This is a genomic window from Stenotrophomonas maltophilia group sp. P373, assembly GCF_053295075.1.
In genome coordinates, this window is the sequence record NZ_CM129994.1 from 3,467,216 (window position 1) to 3,486,207 (window position 18,992).

15 protein-coding genes are annotated in these 18,992 nt (G+C 66.7%); 6 read left to right on the plus strand and 9 right to left on the minus strand.

Annotated elements, in window-relative coordinates:
• Positions 1-10: 10 nt before the first annotated feature.
• The gene (locus ACSYHF_RS16085; protein WP_005418854.1) at positions 11-994 is read right to left on the minus strand and encodes a LysR family transcriptional regulator; all 984 of its coding nucleotides are present in this window, start codon (positions 992-994) and stop codon (positions 11-13) included.
• 209 nt (positions 995-1,203) lie between these two features.
• On the opposite strand from ACSYHF_RS16085, the gene cysK reads away from it, so the two are divergent.
• On the plus strand, positions 1,204-2,163 hold the full coding sequence (cysK, locus tag ACSYHF_RS16090; RefSeq protein WP_005418856.1) for a cysteine synthase A: 960 nt from the start codon (positions 1,204-1,206) through the stop codon (positions 2,161-2,163).
• Between the two features lie 210 nt (positions 2,164-2,373).
• Entirely contained in the window at positions 2,374-2,973 is a 600-nt protein-coding gene (locus ACSYHF_RS16095) for an O-acetyl-ADP-ribose deacetylase (protein WP_447575805.1), read from the plus strand.
• Between the two features lie 92 nt (positions 2,974-3,065).
• On the opposite strand, the gene ACSYHF_RS16100 is transcribed toward ACSYHF_RS16095, so the two are convergent.
• The 5 genes from ACSYHF_RS16100 to ACSYHF_RS16120 form a co-directional block, all read right to left on the minus strand.
• The gene (locus tag ACSYHF_RS16100) at positions 3,066-4,208 is read right to left on the minus strand and encodes an ABC transporter substrate-binding protein (RefSeq protein ID WP_447575806.1); all 1,143 of its coding nucleotides are present in this window, start codon (positions 4,206-4,208) and stop codon (positions 3,066-3,068) included.
• Positions 4,209-4,337: 129 nt separating this feature from the next.
• Positions 4,338-5,342 carry a class I fructose-bisphosphate aldolase gene (locus ACSYHF_RS16105; protein ID WP_329916192.1) on the minus strand — a complete coding sequence of 335 codons (1,005 nt, stop codon included), beginning with the start codon at positions 5,340-5,342 and terminating at the stop codon, positions 4,338-4,340.
• A 224-nt stretch (positions 5,343-5,566) separates the two neighbouring features.
• Positions 5,567-7,033: a pyruvate kinase gene (gene pyk, locus ACSYHF_RS16110; protein ID WP_005418863.1), complete on the minus strand. Its 1,467-nt coding sequence runs from the start codon at positions 7,031-7,033 to the stop codon at positions 5,567-5,569.
• 178 nt (positions 7,034-7,211) lie between these two features.
• Positions 7,212-7,865, minus strand: coding sequence for an HAD hydrolase-like protein (locus ACSYHF_RS16115; protein WP_329916193.1), 654 nt, complete (start codon positions 7,863-7,865; stop codon positions 7,212-7,214).
• Complete coding sequence (locus ACSYHF_RS16120; protein WP_329916194.1) at positions 7,862-9,037, minus strand: phosphoglycerate kinase; 1,176 nt, start codon at positions 9,035-9,037, stop codon at positions 7,862-7,864. The genes ACSYHF_RS16115 and ACSYHF_RS16120 overlap by 4 nt, the downstream gene beginning before the upstream one ends.
• Before the next feature lie 738 nt (positions 9,038-9,775).
• On the opposite strand from ACSYHF_RS16120, the gene ACSYHF_RS16125 reads away from it, so the two are divergent.
• On the plus strand, positions 9,776-10,690 hold the full coding sequence (locus ACSYHF_RS16125) for an IS110 family transposase (protein WP_111126928.1): 915 nt from the start codon (positions 9,776-9,778) through the stop codon (positions 10,688-10,690).
• 214 nt (positions 10,691-10,904) lie between these two features.
• Here ACSYHF_RS16125 and ACSYHF_RS16130 read toward each other — a convergent pair whose 3' ends face one another.
• The 3 genes from ACSYHF_RS16130 to gap form a co-directional block, all read right to left on the minus strand.
• Positions 10,905-12,281, minus strand: a complete 1,377-nt coding sequence (locus ACSYHF_RS16130) for a DUF3999 domain-containing protein (protein ID WP_329915713.1) — start codon at positions 12,279-12,281, stop codon at positions 10,905-10,907.
• The gene (locus ACSYHF_RS16135; protein WP_065185304.1) at positions 12,278-14,950 is read right to left on the minus strand and encodes a DUF2339 domain-containing protein; all 2,673 of its coding nucleotides are present in this window, start codon (positions 14,948-14,950) and stop codon (positions 12,278-12,280) included. Before ACSYHF_RS16135 ends, ACSYHF_RS16130 begins: the two co-directional genes overlap by 4 nt.
• A 125-nt stretch (positions 14,951-15,075) precedes the next feature.
• The gene (gene gap / locus ACSYHF_RS16140) at positions 15,076-16,080 is read right to left on the minus strand and encodes a type I glyceraldehyde-3-phosphate dehydrogenase (RefSeq protein ID WP_005418885.1); all 1,005 of its coding nucleotides are present in this window, start codon (positions 16,078-16,080) and stop codon (positions 15,076-15,078) included.
• A gap of 192 nt (positions 16,081-16,272) precedes the next feature.
• Here gap and ACSYHF_RS16145 point away from each other — a divergent pair, with 192 nt between their 5' ends.
• From ACSYHF_RS16145 to ACSYHF_RS16155, 3 genes are all read left to right on the plus strand, one after another.
• On the plus strand, positions 16,273-16,902 hold the full coding sequence (locus ACSYHF_RS16145; protein WP_005418891.1) for an OmpW/AlkL family protein: 630 nt from the start codon (positions 16,273-16,275) through the stop codon (positions 16,900-16,902).
• A 427-nt stretch (positions 16,903-17,329) separates the two neighbouring features.
• Positions 17,330-18,148: a S1/P1 nuclease gene (locus ACSYHF_RS16150; protein WP_065185306.1), complete on the plus strand. Its 819-nt coding sequence runs from the start codon at positions 17,330-17,332 to the stop codon at positions 18,146-18,148.
• An 11-nt stretch (positions 18,149-18,159) separates the two neighbouring features.
• Positions 18,160-18,960 carry an MBL fold metallo-hydrolase gene (locus tag ACSYHF_RS16155; protein ID WP_069139292.1) on the plus strand — a complete coding sequence of 267 codons (801 nt, stop codon included), beginning with the start codon at positions 18,160-18,162 and terminating at the stop codon, positions 18,958-18,960.
• Positions 18,961-18,992 lie beyond the last annotated feature (32 nt).

The window sequence follows — 18,992 nt, forward strand, 5'->3', positions numbered from 1 at the left end:
TCGACCCACCTCACACCGTGATGGTCTGGGTCAGCGACTCCCAGGTCGGTGGCACCGGCCACGCCGCCGCCTGGTTGCCATCCAGCACCCGCCGCAGGTCGCGCGGATCAATCTGTGGGGCCAGCACGTGCACCAGCTCCAGCGCGTAATCACGCAGCACGCGGTCGCGCGGCAACACCGCCCAGGCGATGCACTCGCTGATCGGATCCGGCGCCGGCCACGACCTCAGGTCTTCGTCATTGGAACTGACCGCCATCTCGGCCAGCAGGCCTACGCCCAGGCCCGTGCGCACGTAGGTCTTGATCAGGTCGGCATCGAGCGCGGTCAGCGCCAGGTCGGGCACCAGCCCATTGGCGGCGAAGGCGCGTTGCAGGGAAGAGTTCGGTCGGGTCGAGGATTCGTAGCTGATCAACGGCTGGCGGGCCAGCGCGGCCAAGTCCGGTGCGCGGCCGGCGCGGTCCAACGGGTGGCCCTTGGGTACCACCACCAGGCGCCGCCAGCGGAACAGCGGCACTGCGATGCCGTCGGTTGGCTCACCGCCTGCGGTGCTGATGATGGCGATATCGGCGTCACCCTGGTTCAAGCGGTCCAGCGCGTCGGTTTCACCGGCCTGCTGCAGGTGCACGCTGACCTGCGGATAGGCCTGCTTGATCGCCGCCACCGCCGGCGGCAACACGAAGCGCGCCTGGGTGTGCGTGGTGGTCAGGATCAGCTGGCCCTGGCTTTCGCGCCGCTGGTTTGCCGCGTACGTACGGATATTGTTGGCTTCGGCCAGCACCGCGCGGGCACGCGCGATGACTTCGGTTCCAGCCGGGGTAACCGACTCCAGGCTGCGCCCCTTGCGCACGAACAGCAGGAAGCCGAGCTCGTCCTCCAGCTGCTTGAGCTGCTTGGACAGGCCGGGCTGGGTGGCGTGCACGCGCGAGGCGGCCAGCGTGATGTTCAGCTCGGCGTCGGCGATGGCTACCAGGTAGCGCAGCTGGGTCAGCGTCATGGGCAGGCAGGCGGCATGGGGCGGAAGTCCACTCTAGGGTCAATTGCCGTCACCAGCTTATAACCAAAGGTTGTTTAAGAAAGGTATCTGGTCATTTCCGGGCGTCATATGCCGGCGCTACGGTCAGCCGGCAGCCGCTGGCCTGAACGGCCAGCCCTCCCCCCTTCGCCCGCCGTGACCCGTCGCGGCCCCGTTTCCGGAGCGCTCCCATGGCCCTGTACGACTCCATCCTCGATACCGTCGGCAACACCCCCATCGTCAGGCTGCAGCGCCTGGCGCCGCCACAGGTCAGCGTCTACGCCAAGGTCGAGTCGTTCAACCCGGGCGGCTCGGTGAAGGACCGCCTGGCGCTGGCGATCATCCTCGATGCCGAAGCACGCGGCCTGCTCAAGCCGGGCGACACGATCGTGGAGGCCACCTCGGGCAACACCGGCGTGGCACTGGCGATGGTCGCCGCCGCGCGCGGCTACAAGTTCGTGGCCACCATGGTCGAAACCTTCTCGGTCGAGCGCCGCAAGCTGATGCGTGCCTACGGCGCCAAGGTGATCCTGACCCCGGCCGCCGAGCGCGGCAGCGGCATGGTGCGCAGGGCGGCCGAGCTGGCCGAGCAGCACGGCTGGTTCCTGGCCAGCCAGTTCGCCAACCCGGCCAACCCGGCGTATCACCGCAACACCACCGCTGCCGAGATCCTGCGCGACTTCGCCGGCAAGCGGCTGGACTACTTCGTCAGCGGCTGGGGCACCGGCGGCACGCTCACTGGCGTAGGCGAAGTGCTGAAGGTGGCACGCCCGCAGACCCGCATCATCGCCACCGAACCGGCCGGCGCCGCCCTGCTCAAGGGGGATGACTGGAAGCCGCACAAGATCCAGGGCTGGACCCCGGACTTCGTGCCGGACGTGCTCAACCGCGACGTGGTGGATGAACTGGTCTCGGTCGAAGACGATCGTGCGATCACCACCGCGCGTCGCCTGGCCGCCGAGGAAGGCATCTTCGTCGGCATCTCCGCCGGCGCCACCGTGGCCAGCGCGCTGGACATCGCTGCCCGCGCTGAACCGGGCTCGGTGATCCTTGCGATGCTGCCGGACACCGGTGAACGTTACTTCTCCACGCCGCTGTTCGCCGATGTGAACGAAGGATCCGACGACGACTGGCTGGCCGGCCTGCCGTAACAGCAGGGGTCAGAGCCTTTTCCGTGCGGAAAAGGATCCGCCCCCTTCCCGCTTCAGCCTGCGTGAAGGCGTCGCCCGCCATCGTGCGCGAAGGCCGTTGGATCGCAGCGCGTGAGACGGTCATGACGCAGCATCGATGCCCTGTCCCCTACCGTGGGAACAGCCGGCGCAGATGCTGCGCGGATCACCTCACAGGCAGGAGACGGACGCATGAAGATCGAGGTTTGGCAGGGCGACATCACGACCCTGGCGGTGGATGCGATCGTCAACGCGGCCAATGAAACGCTGCTCGGTGGCGGCGGTGTCGACGGCGCGATCCATCGTGCGGCCGGCCCCGCCTTGCGGGCAGAGTGCGAGCGGTTGCCGGAGCTGCGCCCGGGCGTGCGTTGCCCGACGGGTGAAGTGCGCGCCACCGGTGCCCATGCGTTGCCGGCGCGCCATGTACTGCACACGGTAGGCCCGGTCTGGCACGACGCCCAGCGCGATGAACCGGCGTTGCTGGCCAACTGCTACTGGAAGTCACTGCAGCTGGCCGAATCACTGGGCGTGCAGTCCATCGCCTTCCCGGCGATCAGCTGCGGCGTGTATGGCTATCCGTTGTACCAGGCCGCGCAGATCGCTGTCACCGAAACACTGGCCTGGCAGCGCAGCCATGCGCAACCGATGCGCATCGTGCTGGTGGCGTTCAATACCGCGACGGCCAAGGCCTACCAGCAGGCGTTGAGCGCCGCCGGGCAAAGCGCGGACAGCGAACCGCGCGGGTCGCTGCTGCCGCCGCTGGGGGATACGGGCTTTGCCGCCGCGCACTGAACCGTGGTGCTTCAGGTAAAAGAAAAGGCCGGGCATTGCCCGGCCTTTTCCGTTGCAGCGTAGTGCTCTTCCACGCACGGCGTGGATCACACTCAGCGACTGGAGGCTTCCACCGCGGCGGCATCATCGGCCACGGCGGCTGCATCGGCTGCGGCACGTGCCGCCGAGGCTGCGGCCCCGTCGGCGCTCGCGCCATCCACCTGCACGCGCACTTCCACCATGCCTGCGCCATTGTTCAGGCTGGACACATCGACGGTGTAGTGACCGGCCGGCAGGGTTTCTTCCAGGCGTGAATTGGTACCGTTGCCGCCGTCGTCGTCGGTCAGCTCGACATCGCCGCCAACCACGCGCAGCAGGGTATCGACCTGGCTGGAGATCGCATCCAGGCGCACATCGGCCGGGCGGTCCAGGGACAGCAGGAAGCGGCGGCGGCCATCGTTGTCGAGCATCGTGTACACGCTCCCCGACTTCGGCAGCGCCGTACCATCGCGCTCGACCAGATTGCCGGGCAGCTCGATGCGGGTGGCCGACAGGGTGAACATGCCGCTGACGCCGTCGCCCAGGCCACGCGCGGTCAGGGTGTACTTGCCCGGCTTCAGCGACAGGGTCAGGCGCGAGTTGGTGCTGTCACCGCCGTCGTCATTCTCGGCATCCACGCCCTGGCCCGACAGCTTCAGCACTGGATCGAAGACATCCGACACCAGGCGGATCTCGTACAGGCCGGCCTTGTCCACCTGCAGGGTGTAGTCCTGCGAGTTGCTGGCCAGCATATCGACGATCTCGCCACTGCCCACCAGCGGCTTGCCGTCGTACGGCACCAGCTTCTCGGCACGCAGGCGGTACGGACCATAGTCGGTCGAGCCGTTGGCGTTGACCGCCACCTGGTAGATGCCGCCACCGTTGGCACGGAAGGCCAGCGAGACGTCGCCTTCGCGCTCGTAGCCGGTGTTGCTGCTGGCCACCAGGCTGCCGTTGTTGAACACGGCAATCGAGCCACTCAACGAACCGGTCAGCTTCAGTCCGACCAGTTGCTTGTCTTCCAGCTTGATCTGGTAGAGCTGGTGGTGGCTGCCGTCGTTGTAGTTGATGCCGCTGCGCGAGGTGATCTCGCCGGATACCGGCTTGTCGAAATCGAGCGACGCGGCCTTGCCCGCATCCGCGCCGCCGCCGATGCGGTTGCAACCGCCGGCGACCAGGACCGTGGCTACGGCCAGTGTGATTGCTGCCAAACGCATGTTGTTTCTCCTTGGCCTTCCATGTGGTTCCCACGCACCGGCCAGGCGCATGGGGGCGGAAAAGATACCCGCAAAAGCAAACGCCGGCGTGATGCCGGCGCTGCCTTGTTCATCCAGCGATGGGACGGATCAACCGTTCCACTTGCCCAGCGCCGCCAGGCCGTTGTCCCTGGCGCGCTCGTACACGGTCTTCTGGGCAGCAGCGTAGTTGCCCTTCATGTCCTTGGCCCACAGCTTCAACGCGGCCTGCTGCATGGCGCGGCCGTAGGAGAAGCTCAGCGGCCACGGCAGGTTGCCCAGCTGGTTCATCGCGTTCAGGTGCTCGGTGGACTGCTCGTCGCTCTGGCCACCGGACAGGAACACGACGCCCGGCAGGATCGCCGGCACGGTGCTCTTCAGGCACATCACGGTCGACTCGGCCACTTCCTCGATGTCGGCCTGCTCATCGCAGCCCTTGCCGGAGATGACCATCGACGCCTTCAGGATGGTGCCTTCCAGCAGCACGTTCTGCTGGTACAGGGCGTCGAACAGCGAACGCAGGGTGGCTTCGGTGACTTCGTAGCAGGTCTCGATGTCATGATCGCCGTCCATGATCACTTCCGGCTCGACCATCGGCACCAGGCCGCATTCCTGGCACAGCGCTGCATAGCGGGCCAGCGCATGGGCGTTGGATTCGATGCAGGTACCCGACGGGATGCTCTCGCCGATGTTGATGACTGCACGCCACTTGGCGAAGCGCGCGCCCAGCTTGTAGTACTCCTGCAGGCGCTCACGCAGGCCATCGAGGCCTTCGGTCACCAGCTCGCCCGGGCAGCCGGCCAGCGGGTGCGCACCCTTGTCCACCTTGATGCCCGGAATCATGCCGTGGTCGGCCATGTACTTGGCGAACGGCACGCCGTCCTTGGTCGACTGGCGGATGGTTTCGTCAAACAGGATGGCGCCGGAAATGTGCTCGTTGAGCTTCGGCGTGGTCAGCAGCAGCTCGCGGTAGGCGCGACGGTTCTCCTCGGTGTTCTCGATACCGACGCCGGCGAAACGCTTGGCGATGGTAGCGGTGGATTCGTCGATCGCGATGATGCCCTTGCCCGGGGCGACCATGGCCTGGGCGGTTTCAGCCAGCTGTTCGATGCTCATGTATTTCCTGTGGCGGGTGCGGGAAAAACATAAGTATAGCCCCGCGGCCCGTTGCCTCGCCGTGGAGGACAGGATGGAAACGCTTCCACGTCTACGCAGGACAAAGGATGTCCTGCGGCATGGGGTCAGAGCCCCCTCGGGGATCTGACCCCTGGTCAGTACGGGGTCAGATCCCCGCAGGGGCTCTGACCCCAGATCGGCAGCGCCGACCCGACCGTCAAGGCTTACAGGTCGCCCAGGCCGATGGCGCGGCCGTCCTCACCCACTTCCAGCAGGCGCAGGGTATTGGTGGCACCGTGGGTTTCCATGTGCTCGCCACTGGTGAACACGACGCGATCACCGGCCTGCAGCAGTTCCGATTCCACCAGCAGGCGGATGCTGCCGCGCGCGGCTTCACGCGGGGTCAGGCCGCGGCTGTCGAAGTTGATCGGGAACACATCGCGCATCAGCGCCATCTGCCGGCGCGCACCGTCATGGCGGGTCACCGCGAACACCGGCGCCTTGGCCCTGAAACGCGACAGGTAACGTGCGGTGCCACCGGATTCGGTCATCGCCACGATCGCGCGCACGCCCACGTGCTGCGACAGGAACATGGTGGCCATGGCAATCGCCTGGTCGGCACGTTCCAGGTTGCGCGGCGACGCGTTGAAGTCGGTCTCGGTCTGGAACTGGCGCTCGGCACCCAGGCAGATGCGTGCCATCGCCTCCACGGCCTTGACCGGGTAGGCGCCAGCGGCAGTTTCCGCCGACAGCATCACTGCGTCGGTGCCGTCGATGACCGAGTTGGCCACGTCCAGTACTTCGGCGCGGGTCGGGATCGGGCTTTCCACCATCGACTGCAGCATCTGCGTGGCGGTGATCACCACCTTGTTCTGCGCCAGCGACGCCTTGATGATCTTCTTCTGCAGGCCCGGCAGCTCGGCATCGCCGATTTCCACGCCCAGGTCGCCACGGGCGACCATCACCACGTCGCTGGCCTCGACGATTTCTTCCAGGTTCTCGATTGCCTCGGTGCGCTCGATCTTCGACACCAGCGCGGCATCACAGCCGTGCGAACGGGCGATGTCGCGCGCATCGTTCATGTCCTGCGCATTGCGGCAGAACGACACGGCGATGAAGTCCACGCCAATCTTGGCAACGATGCCGATCAGCTCCTTGTCGCGCTCGGTCAGCGCACCCAGCGAGAGGCCGCCGCCCTGCTTGTTCAGGCCCTTGCGGTCGGACAACACACCATCGTTGAGCACGGTGTTGACGATACGGTCGCCCTGTACTTCCACCACCTGCAACTGCATCAGGCCGTCGTCGAGCAGCAGCACATCACCCGGGCCGACGTCCTGCGGCAGGCCGAGGTAGCTCACGCCCACCTCGCTGGCAGTGCCCGGGCCGGCGTTCTCGCTGGCGATCAGGTCGAAGCGGTCGCCCGCCTTCAGCTGCACCTTGCCTTCGGCGAAGCGCTCGATGCGGATCTTCGGGCCCGGCAGGTCGGCCAGGATGCCCACTTCCACGCCCACGCGGGCCGCAGCGGCACGCACTTCGGCGGCACGCTTGGCCTGGCCGGACGGATCGCCATGGCTGAAGTTCAGGCGCACCACGTTGACGCCGGCGCGGAACAGATCCTCCAGCACGCCCGGCGGGTCAGTGGCCGGACCGAGGGTGGCAAGGATCTTGGTGCGACGCTGACGCTCGAACATGGTGGATGGGCCTCTCCCGATAAAGAACGGAAATTAGCACATCCTTCACGCCGCATGTATACGGTTACAGCCTTGTGCCGCCTGACTTCGCGGGTCATGGAATGGACATCATCCGGACATACGCTGGCGCAGGGGGGCGGTTCTGTGGAGCCGAGCATGGGCTCGGCTCCACAGGAAGCTAGGCCAGCAGCGCTTCCAGCTGCGCCGGCTCACGTGCCAGCTGGCTGGCACCGGCTTCGGTCAATTCCGCCTCTCCGCCAAAGCCCCACAGCACGCCGACACTACGCAGGCCGTGGTGGCGCGCGCCTTCGATGTCCATGCGCCGGTCGCCGATCATCCAGCACTGTGCAGGCTGCACCTGCAGCCGGCGCAGTGCCTCGCCGACCAGTTCCGGCTTGTGGCTGCGCGAGCCATCCAGGGTTGAACCGACGATCTCCTCGAACAGCCCACCGAACGGCAGGTGGGCGAGGATGCGGCGCGCGTGCGGCTCGTTCTTGGCGGTGACCACCGCCAGCCGGTGTCCACGGCCATGCAGCGTGCGCAGCGTGCCTTCCACCTGCGGGTACACCGTGTGCTCGCGCCAGCCTTCGACGTCGAAGCGCTCCCGGTAGTAGCCCACGGCCTGTTCCACCCGCGCCGGTTCGACGAACAACGGCGCGAAGGTGGTGCGCAGCGAAGGACCGATCCAGCCCAGCAGGGTTTCCTGCGACGGCACCGGGTGGTCCATCTTCTGCAGCGCATAGGCGATGCAGGCGGTGATGCCCACCTGCGAATCGATCAGCGTGCCGTCAAGATCGAAGAACAGCACATCCTTGCCGCGCTCGGCGCTCATGCGCCGCGCGCGTCGAGTGCGGCGACAGCCGGCAGGGTCTTGCCTTCCAGGAATTCCAGGAACGCACCACCACCAGTGGAGATGTAGCTGACGTCGCCGGCGATATCGAACTTGTCGACTGCGGCCAGGGTGTCGCCACCGCCGGCGATGGAGAACGCCTTCGAGCTGGCGATCGCGCGGGCCAGCGCTTCGGTGCCCTTGCTGAAGGACTCGAACTCGAACACGCCGACCGGGCCGTTCCAGACCACGGTGCCGGCCTTCTCGATCAGCTGCGCGTACTGCGCGGCGGTCTGCGGGCCGATGTCCAGGATCAGGTCGTCTTCGGCAACGGCATCGACCGCCTTCACTTCCGCGGCAGCGTCGGGCAGGAACTGCTTGGCGGTGACCACGTCAACCGGCAGCGGAATGTCGGCGCCGCGTGCCTTGGCATCGGCCACGATCTTCTTCGCGGTATCCAGCAGGTCCGGCTCGTACAGGGACTTGCCGACGTTGTAGCCAGCTGCGGCGATGAAGGTGTTGGCGATGCCGCCACCGATGATCAGCTGGTCGACCTTGCCAACCAGATTGGCCAGCAACTCCAGCTTGGTGCTGACCTTGCTGCCGGCGACGATGGCCAGCAGCGGCTTGGCCGGTGCATCCAGCGCCTGCGCCAGCGCGTCCAGCTCGGCCATCAGCAGCGGGCCACCGGCCGCGACCGGTGCGAAGCGGATGACACCATGGGTGGAGGCCTGCGCACGGTGCGCGGTACCGAAGGCATCCATCACGAACACGTCGCACAGGGCGGCGTACTTCTTCGACAGGGCCTCGTCATCCTTGCCCTCGCCGACGTTCATGCGGCAGTTTTCCAGCAGCACCAGCTGGCCCGGCTGCACGTCGACGCCGTCGACCCAGTCGCGCACCAGCGGAACGTCGCGGCCCAGCAGTTCGGACAGGCGCTGGGCGACCGGTGCCAGCGAATCGGCCTCGCTCCACACGCCTTCCTTCGGGCGCCCCAGGTGCGAGGTGACCATCACCGCCGCGCCCTGCTCCAGCGCGCGCTTGAGCGTCGGCAACGAAGCGGTGATGCGCTGTTCGGAGGTGATGCGGCCATTCTCGATCGGCACGTTCAGATCCTGGCGGATCAGCACGCGCTTGCCGGAGAGGTCGAGGTCGGTCATGCGGACAATGGACATGGGCAACTCTTTGGCTCGGGGACGGGATGCCGGTCTGCGGCAGACGGCCATTGTATCGGGTGCGGCTGGTGGGAGGGCCGATGCCTGCGGCAGGCAGAGGCGCAGGGCAAATGCAACAGCAACAGCAACGGCCAAAGCGCTGGCGCTTCGTGGTGCTGTGAGTGGGCCGGGGTGGTGTGGGCTGGCAGGGGACGCCGTGAATCCATCCCTGGAGGCTTGGCAGCCGCATCCATGCGGCTGACACCCCTGCCAGCCCACACCGCCCCGGCCTCGACAGGCACCTGAGGTGATGCAGATGGCAAAGGCAAAAGCGGTTTCTGGTGTCGGAGAAAAATGTAGAGCCGAGCCCGTGCTTGGCTGGGTCTATCGCGAACAGCAGCCGAGCATGGGCTCGGCTCTACAAAGAGCGCCCTGCCAAGCAGCTTTTGCTCTTCTTTTTTCTTTCCGTGGGTGGACGCACACGGAAATTGTCAGAGGCCGGGCGGGTGGGTTCGCGGGGGTGCCAGCCGCATGGATGCGGCTGCCAAGCCTTATCTGATGGAAATCTGTCAGCGTAGGTGTCGAGAGCCGGCGTGGGCCGCCGTACGAGCCTGGATCTCGACGATCGCCATGTAGCTTGGCGCCCACACCGGATTCTCCCTTGATCCGCCCGAACAGTTGCTGGAGCTGACACTCGAAGCGATAAGACTGGGCAAGCGGGGGAGCTCTCGACCCTTCCAGACTATACGGAGTCGGGCAATGAACGGGATCGGGATCGATGTGAGCAAGCGCCGACTGGATATCGGCACGACAGACGGCGAGACTGTGCAGGTCAGCAATAGCCCCTCTGGCTATGCTGAATTGAGCACTTGGTTGAGCACGCGGCCGGCCATTCAGATCGTTCTGGAAGCCACTGGCGGCTATGAGCAGACTGTCCTGGACTTTCTTCACAAGGCCGGCCATCCGGTGATCCGCGCCAACGCCCTGCGGGCGCGTAGACTGGCTCAGGGGCTGGGTAAAGTGGCCAAGACGGACCGCTTGGATGCTCTTGTATTGGCGCAGATGGCCGCACTGGTGGAACTGCCTTCCTATCAGCCACTGGAGCCCTGGCAGCGGAAACTGCGCGAGTTTGTGCGGGCGCGTCGACAAACGATGCAGGCACTGACCGTAGCCCGCCAACAGCAGGAAATGGTGACTGACCGCGAGCTACGCCGGCAGATGCAAGGCAACATCATTCGCCTGCAGACACTGGTCGAGCGACTGGGGAAGCAGATCTCTGAACAGGTCGCGCAGCAGCCCCAACTGGCAGTGCTGAAGTCGATGAAAGGGGTTGGCCCGGCATTGCAGGCGGTGCTGGCCAGCTACCTGCCTGAGCTGGGTCAGATCAGCGGAAAAGCCATTGCCAGCCTGGTCGGCGTGGCGCCGATCTCCCACGACAGCGGGGCCATGCGAGGGAGGCGAAGCATCCACGGTGGCAGGGCCGAGATCCGCCAGGTGCTCTACATGTCGGCCATGTCGGCCATGCGACATGAGCCACGATTGCGGGACTTTTACCGGTCGCTGCGGGCCCGCGGCAAGGAAGGGAAAGTGGCCATCGTGGCGGTGATGCGGAAGATGCTGGTGATTCTCAACGCCCGCGTGCGTGACGCTCAAGGCGGATCGATCCCCGCCTGAAGCCAGCCTGCGCGTGCCCCAAAAGGCTGCCGGCCAGCGGCCGGCACTACCGTGCCCGTCTCATGGAGGGGCCAGGCCCCTCCGTCAACACAGTTGCTACAAGGACGTACTTGCGGCGTCCCCCACGAACCCACCCCGCCCGGCCAAGCGCGGCTTTTGCTTTTGCTTTGCACGACCAACCCCACCCACGAGGGGCTGCGCCGTTCGCCGGAACCTACGCCGAAGGCGCAGGCTTCTGCCGAAGCAGGCTGAGCGCCAGGCCACCCACCACCAGTACGCCCAGGCCCAGCAACGCCCACAGCAACCACGATTTCCAATCGCGCTGCGGCTTCAGCGCCGCATCGCCGGCCAGCGGCTCCGGGCTGCCTTCCAGGCGCGCCAGTGTTGGCTGCCACGAAGGATCGTTGCGCTGCCGAAGTTCCTCGATCAGCACCCCGATCGGCGCGTCCGTGCGGCGCGCGGTCGCGCTGCCCACCGCCAGTGCGTAGGGCGCCGCGCCCTGGCTCAGGAACACCAGCACTTCCGGCTGGTAACCCAGGCGCAGCGTCGGCGCGGTGGCGGTTTCCGCCGGATTCGCCACCAGCTTCCAGTAGCGGTCGCGGTGCACGCTGCCCAGCGGCTGTGCCGCCGACTGCTGGCGCTGGCCCTGCGTACCCTGCTGCACCTGGTAGGCGATCCACGGCGCGCTGCGACGTTGCCATTCCGCACTCTCGTCATCGCGGCTGAACAGCGTCCATTGCACCAGGCTGTTATCGGTGCTGGCGACATCGGCACGTGCCACCGGGAACCGGCCATCCATCTCGAAGGTGTACTCGCCCTTGCCCGACGACGTCGGCTCCAGCGACAGCCATTCCCAGGGCAGCGTGGCCGGAGCTGGCGGCAGTTCCGCCAGTACGCCGCGCAGGGTCGGCAGGCGCGAGTCGCCCTGCGCCAGGATGCGCAGGTAGCGTGCAGCGCCGTCCACCTGCAGGCGGCGCTGCAGCAGGCGCTTGCCGGCGCGCTGCAGATCCACCAGCGGCACGTCGCGGCCAATCGATCGCCAGTGCTGCAGGTCGTCACTGGCATCCAGCTGCACCTGCACCTGCAGCGGCTGGCCGCTGTCGTTCCAGTCCAGCACCAGTGCCGCCAGCGGCTGCTGATCGAGCATGCTGGCGTCGATCAGCCAGCCGCCCTGCCCGCTCGACCCAGCCCCGCCACCCACCCGTGCTTCGACCCGGCGCACGCGCCCATCGGTATCACGCTCGGTCAGCAGCTGCAGGTCGTTGCGCTGTGCATCGGCCAGCGGCGGCAGCACGAACCACGGCAGTTCACGCTGCACCGGCGACTGCGCCAGCGGCTGGTCCGGCGCCAGCAGTGCCGACGGCAACAACTGGCTGGCCGCGTTGAACACTTGCAGATCGCTGAGATCGGCGGTCACGGCACGGCGGTAGATCGCCGGCTCCAGCACGATACGGTAGGCACCGGACTGCGCACTGGACAATGTGAGCGGCCATTGCTCGGCATACTGCGTGCGGTAATCAGCCGCCTGTACCACGACGGCGGCCAGCATGCCGAACATCGCCGGCAGCAGCGCCCTGCTCCACTTCCTCATTGCGTTTCCTCCACGGTCGGCGCCGCGCTTGGCGGTGCCGGTGCCAGATAACCCACGACCGTGCACAGCAGGCCGTAGGCGATGAACGATGCGATGCCCAGCAGGTTGCCCAGGTGCTGGCGATCGACAATAACCAGCTTGGCCAGCACCACGCCCATCAGCACGGCACCGACCATCCACAACACACGCTGGCTGCGACGCGAACCCCACACCCAGGCAATCACACCCAGCACGCTCCACAACACGGTCAGGCTGGTCTGCGCCAGGCTGAAGCGCATCATCGAGGCATTCCACGCCAGTCCACCCCATTGGTGCACGCCATGCAGCACCAGGCTGGTCAACGCGAGGAAGGCCGCCAGTGCCAGCAGCGGCATGCGGATGTTCAGCAATGCCTGCGGTGCCTCACTGCCGTACAGCCAGCGCGCCAGCAGCAGCAGGCTCAGCCACTGGCCGATCTCGGCCGGATTCAGCACCGGCAGCCACAGCAGCGGTGCGGCGTCGCCCGGCAGCAGCTGGCCCAGCAGCCAACCGATCGCCAGCAGGCCGAACAGCACGCACTGCAGCGGGACGCGCGCGCTGTCGAATGCCGCGCCCAGCGGCCAGCGCAATGCGTTCCAGCGCCACAGCGACAGCGCCGCCATCAGCAGCCACGGCAAGGTCACCAGCAGGGTCGTCCAACCCTGCGCCAGGCCGGCCTCGCCACTACCCCACAAGGCCAGCAACGAAAGCAGCGACGGCCACAGCAGCCACCACAGGAACTGCGCGATGCGGGCCACGGTATCGCCGCCTTGGCGCAGGCACAGCAGGGTACGCACGCCCAGTACCGCGAACACCGCCCAGGCCAGCGCGCCGTGGCCGGCGAACGGCTGGTGGTGTGCATCGCTCTGCATCAGGGCCAGCGGGAAGCCCAGCGCGAGCATGGCCAGCGCGGTCACGCCCAGCGCACGCGCCGGCTGGCGACGCTGCGCTTCGGCCGCCAGCCAGGCAGTGACCGCGGCCAGCACCAGCAACGCGTCCACTTCGGTGCGGTACGGGAAGAAGCGGGTGATCTCATGGACCAGGCCGCCCAGCCACCACAGCAGGCCCCACAGGTAATACACCAGTGCGACCTCATGACGCGGCCTGCGCTGGTAGCTCCACGCCGACGCGAAGCCGGCCAGGGCCAGCAACAGCGCGCCAACGGCGGTCGGGTTGATCAGGAAGCGCAGGTCTTCGTGCCAGTGGTCGCCACCGGCAACGAAGGCGAATGCGGCGCCGATCTGCAGCAACGCGCCGGAGACCTGCGGCAGCCACCGCTTCTGGCGCAGCCCCAACCACGCCAGGCCAGCGCCTTCCAGTGCAAACACGGCGCCCGTGGCGCGCGCCGACAATGCCAGCGGCACCGCCAGCGTGGCGAAACCCACCGCGAGCACGGCATGCGACTGCGCCAGCACGGTGTACGACGCACGTGCGATCAGCGCCCGGGCCAACACCGCGTAGATCGCCGCCAGGCCCAGCGCGCACAGTGCCAGCGTCATCGGTTGCGCGTGCAGCATGCCTGCCTGCAGCGAGAACGCGACCAGCGGCGTGCCGAACACCAGGCTGCCATCGATCAGGTCGCGCCGGCCGGCCGGCTGGCGACGCGCGTACAGCAGCGGAATCAGCAGGTAGAACACGAAGAACAGCGCCAGGAACGGCTCGGTGCTGCTGAACTTGTCCGGTGCGTACTGCAGCACGCCCCAGAAGGTGCCGATGCCGAAGGTGAAGGCGAAGCCCAGCAGGTTCAGCGCGCGCCACGGGCGGAACCAGGCGATGGCGAAGATGCCCGCATTGAGCACGGCGTAATAGCTGAACAGCCCCACGTGGTTGCCACTGCCGGTGGACAGCCACAGCGGTGCCATGAAGCCGGCCAGGATGCCCAGTACGGCCAGCGTGCGCGAGTTCTGCACCACCGCCAGCACGCACAGCCCGGCCACCAGTGCGATCGAACTGGCAAAGGCAAAGGCCGGCGGAATCAGGTCGAAGCGCTTGAACGCCGCGAAGATGGTCAGCAGCAGTACGCCGATGGCACCGCCCTGCAGCGCCAGGGCAAACAGCCGCCGGCGTTCACGCTGGTGCCAACCGAAGGCCAGCAGGCCCAGCGCAGCCACGGTGATGCCGGCAAGGCGCAGTTCGATCGGCAGCACCAGCCAGCCCTGGTCGCTGACGTACTTCAGCAGCGCTGCGACACCGGCCAGCAGCACCAGCATGCCGATCTTGACCGGCACGTTGCCTTCGGTGAACCAGCGCTTGACCGCACCGATGCCACGCTCGATGACATTGGGCAGTTCCGGTTCGGAAGGCAGCGGCGGCTGCACCGGCACCGGCGGCACCGGCGGTGGCGCAGCAGGACGGGGGACAGGCACCTCGGTGGGCGTTGCTTCGCGCACCGGTGGCTGCGGGGGCTGAGGCGCAGCAGCAGCGGCGGCCGGCCGCAGGAACGGTGGATCGGCGCTGGCAGCAGGTGCGGCCACAGGCCGTTCAGGCGCGGGTGCGGTGGCGGCCGGCCTGACGGCGGCCGGCGCGGCGGCCATCGCGCTTTCCAGCGCAGCGACGCGGCGGCGCAGGCCGGCAATCATCACCAGCGCGACCACCAGCAACAGCGGAATGGCCAGAAGAACCAGTACGACCAGGGCTATCAGTGCTTCCATTGCGTGCTTCCAATGCGATCCCGCGCCCCAGCGGCGGCGGTCGACCGCCCCATGCTACGACAGGGTGGGTCCCATAAACGACGAACCCCGGCCAGGCCGGGGTCCGTCTGCGATCTACACCGGCCTTACTTGGCGGCGATGACCTTGGCCATTTCCAGGCACTTGTTGGAGTAGCCCCACTCGTTGTCGTACCAGGTCACCAGCTTGACGAAGGTGCCGTCCAGGGCGATGCCGGCGTCGGCGTCGAACACCGAGGTGCAGGTCTCGCCGCGGAAATCGGTGGCCACGACCTTGTCTTCGGTGTAGCCGAGGATGCCCTTCAGCGCGCCTTCGCTCTGTGCCTTCACTTCAGCGCAGATCTCGGCGTAGGTGGCTTCCTTCTCCAGCTCGACGGTCAGGTCGACCACCGACACGTCCGAGGTCGGGACGCGGAAGCTCATGCCGGTCAGCTTCTTGTTCAGTTCCGGGATGACCACGCCGACGGCCTTGGCCGCACCGGTGGACGAGGGAATGATGTTTTCCAGGATGCCACGGCCGCCGCGCCAGTCCTTGTTGGACGGGCCATCGACGGTCTTCTGGGTGGCGGTGGCCGCATGCACGGTGGTCATCAGGCCGCGCTTGATGCCCCACTTGTCATTGATGACCTTGGCCAGCGGAGCCAGGCAGTTGGTGGTGCACGACGCGTTGGAGATGATTGCCTGGCCAGCATAGGTCTTGTCGTTCACGCCGAACACGAACATCGGCGTGTCGTCCTTCGACGGGGCCGACATGATGACCTTCCTGGCGCCGGCATCGATGTGCTTCTGCGCGGTTTCCTTGGTCAGGAACAGGCCGGTGGCTTCCAGCACCACGTCGGCGCCGACCTCGTCCCACTTCAGGTTGGCCGGGTCGCGTTCCTGGGTCAGGCGGATCTTCTTGCCGTTGACCAGCAGGTCGTTGCCCTGCACCGCTACGTCGGCCTTGAAGCGGCCGTGCACGGAGTCGTACTTGAGCATGTAGGCCAGGTAATCCGGCTCCAGCAGATCGTTGATGGCCACGATTTCGATGTCGTCGCCGAAGTTCAGCACCGCCGAGCGCAGGACGTTACGCCCGATGCGACCGAAACCGTTGATACCAACCTTGATTGCCATTTCTCAAGCTCCTGCAGCCGCGACGGGTGCGGCGGGATGGATAGGGCCCACAAGTCTAGCAGGCCGGGGCTGGCCACCGTGGGCCAGGCCGGGCCGCCAGCAGGTCGGCGGACAGGATTTGATCCGGATCAAAGCGTTAGCGCGGCGTGAGGCCGAGACTGTCGCCATCCACCCAGCAACGAGAACACCCCCATGCGCAAGACCTCCTCCCTGATCGTGGCCAGCCTGGCCGCCGCCCTGTCCCTCGCCGCCGCCCCGGCCATGGCCCAGTCCAAGGGCGACTGGACCGTTTCGGCCGGCGTGCACCAGGTGGCGCCGAAGTCGAACAACGGCTGGCTGGCCGGCGGCACCCTGAAGGTCGACGTCGACAACGACGTCAAGCCGACCATCACCGGCGAGTACTTCATCGCCGACAACCTGGGCATCGAAGTGCTGGCCGCGCTGCCGTTCAAGCACGACATCAACATCAACGGCCTGGGCCGCGTCGGCAGCACCAAGCAGCTGCCGCCGGTGGTGACCCTGCAGTACCACTTCAACAGCAAGGGCAAGGTGTCGCCGTTCGTCGGTGCAGGTGTGAACTACACCACCTTCTTCAGCGAAGATACCACCGGTGCATTGGCCGGCAGCAAGCTGAAGCTGCAGGATTCGTGGGGCCTGGCCGCGCATGCGGGCATCGATTTCGCGATCGGCGAGAAGGGCGCCCTGCGCGTGGACATGCGCTGGATCGACATCGACAGCAAGGTGAAGTTGAACGGCGAGAAGATCGGCACCGTCAACATCGATCCGCTGGTCTACGGCGCTTCGTACGTCTTCAAGTTCTAAAGCGGTGTGTTGAGTGCGGGGGGCTTCGCCCCCCGCTCCCCCGCTATACGCAAAACCCTCGCAGCATGTTGCCCCGGTGATTGCCGGGGCTTTTTTGTGCCTGGGACTGAAGCGGTTCCGGAGCTGGGGCGAGGCGGGGAGCAGAGCCTGTACATCCGAGGCGTAATGGTTGCCTGCAATTGCAAAAGGCGGATTTTGATCCTGCATTTGTTCTTGATGTTGCCTTTGACGTTTGCATCCGCCTCCGCAGCCATGTTGGATGGGGCTGCAGGGGCAGGCGCTGCGGGACCGTCCGCGGCATGAATGCCGCGGACGAGCTTACAGGGACGTACTTGCAACGTGTCCCGCAGCGCCAGCCCCTGCAGCCAGCCCCCAGCAGACAGCAACGCGCCGCTCTTCAATCCACCTACCCCGCTAGAATATGTGCATGAAAGCCCTGCACTCCCTGTTCCTCGCCGCCACCCTGGTGCCGGCCCTGCTGTCCGTCTCCGCCCCCGCCCATGCCTGGGGCGCGCAAGGCCACCGCCTGGTTGCCGAAGTCGCCGACGCCCGCCTCAACCCCGCCGCCCGCGCCGAAGTGGACCGCCTGCTGGCCACCGAAGCGGACGCCACCCTGGCCAGCATCGCGCCGTGGGCCGACCAGCTGCGCGCCAAGGACCCCGGCCTGGGCCGTCGTTCGGCCGGCTGGCACTACGTCAACATCGCCGAAGACGACTGCCATTACGAAGCACCGAAGCACTGCAGGAACGGCAACTGCATCGTCGAGGCCCTGAAAGCACAGAGCGCCATCCTGGGCGACCGCAGCCTGACCGATGGCGAGCGCCTGCAGGCACTGAAGTTCGTCGTGCACCTGGTCGGCGACATCCACCAGCCGATGCATGCCGGTTACGCTCATGACAAGGGCGGCAACGATTTCCAGCTGCAGTTCGGCAACCGCGGTACCAACCTGCACTCGCTGTGGGACAGCGGCATGCTCAACACCCGCAAGCTGGACGACGCCGGCTACCTGCCGCTGCTGCAGAGCCAGCGCGCGCCGAAGCTGGCGCGCCAGTCCAACCCGCAGCGCGACCCACAGACCTGGGCCGAGGCCAGCTGCCGCATTTCCATGCAAGCTGGCGTTTATCCGGCCACGCGTAAAATCGGTGACGAATACACCGAGCGCTACCGGCCGCTGGCCGAAGCGCAGCTGCGACTGGCCGGCGAGAACCTGGCGCAGTTGCTGAACCGCGTGCTCGGCACGCGCTGAGGAGAGTTCCGATGCCGGTCCAGGTGCAGTCGTTCTTCCACCGTGACAGCAATACCTTCAGCTACCTGGTCAGCGATCCGGCCAGCGGTGATGCGGCGCTGATCGATCCGGTCCTGGACTACGACCCGGATACCGACGCCAGCAGTGAAGCGCCGCTGCATGCCGCATTGCAGGCCATCGAACAGCAAGGCTTGCAGCTGCGCTGGCTGCTGGAAACCCATGCCCATGCGGACCACGTGTCGGCCGGGCGCCGGCTCAAGCAGCGCTTCCCGCAGGCCACGCTGGCCATCGGTGAAGGTATCCGCGCGGTGCAAGCCACGTTCGCGCCGCGCTATGGCCTGCAGCTTCCGGCCGCCGATGAGATCTTCGATCACCTGTTCAGCGACGGCGAAACCTTTGCCATTGGCGAGCTGCAAGGACAGGTGATCGCCGTGCCCGGCCACACCAGCGACAGCATCGCCTACCTGATCGGCGATGCGCTGTTCACCGGCGATTCGCTGTTCATGCCCGACGGCGGCACCGCACGCTGCGATTTCCCGGGTGGCGATGCCGCGCAGCTGTATCGCTCGATCCAGCGCCTGCTGGCGCTGCCCGATACCACCCGGGTTTTCGTCTGCCACGACTACGGCCCGGGGGGCCGTGATTTCGCCAACGAAACCACCATCGGTGAACAGCGCGCGCACAACATCCACGTGCATGACGGCGTGGCCGAGGCAGAGTTCGTCAGCGTGCGCCAGGCCCGCGATGCCACGCTGGAAGAACCGAAGCTGATGCAACCGGCGGTGAAGGCCAACATCCAGGGAGGGGCCTGACGTACGCCGGGCAGAGCCCGGCGCCATCGGTT